Source organism: Rhodococcus sp. R1101, from assembly GCF_000278445.1.
GTDB lineage: Bacteria > Actinomycetota > Actinomycetes > Mycobacteriales > Mycobacteriaceae > Rhodococcus > Rhodococcus gordoniae.
Map to the genome: position 1 here is coordinate 1 of NZ_AJVB01000904.1, position 615 is coordinate 615.

At 68.0% G+C, this 615-nt stretch carries 1 protein-coding gene; it reads right to left on the reverse strand.

Annotated elements, in window-relative coordinates:
* On the reverse strand, window positions 1-615 hold a 615-nt coding region (locus R1101_RS0125120; protein WP_016935845.1), incomplete at both ends, for an ATP-binding cassette domain-containing protein.

Here is a 615-nt window from a genome sequence, read left to right on the forward strand (position 1 = left end):
CGCGAGCGCCAGCCGGGTCTTCTCACCGCCGGAGAGCGTTCCCGCGGGCTGCTCGAGCTGGGGGCCGGTGAACATGAACGCGCCGAGCAGTCCCCGCAGGTCCTGTTCGCCGGCGTCCGGCGCGGCGTGCCGGATGTTCTCCCATACCGACGCCGAGTCGTCGATGGTGTCGTGTTCCTGGGCGAAGTACCCGATCTTCAGACCGTGGCCCGGGACGAGCTCGCCGAGATCGGGGGTTTCCACTCCGGCGAGAAGACGCAACAGGGTGGTCTTGCCGGCACCGTTGAGGCCGAGGATGACCACGCGGCTGCCGCGGTCGATCGCGAGGTCGACACCGGTGAAGATTTCGAGCGAACCGTAGACCTTGGTCAGTTCCTTCGCCATCAGCGGGGTCTTGCCGCATGCAGCAGGCGTCGGGAACCGGATCTTCGCGACCTTGTCGGCCACCCGCACGTCGTCGAGGTCGTCGAGAAGCTTCTCGGCGCGCTTGGCCATGTTCTGGGCGGCCGTGGCCTTGGTGGCCTTGGCTCCGAGCTTGGCCGCCTGCTTCTGCAACGCGGACGCCTTCTTCTCTGCGTTCGCACGCTCGCGGCGACGACGCTGCTCGTCGGTGGC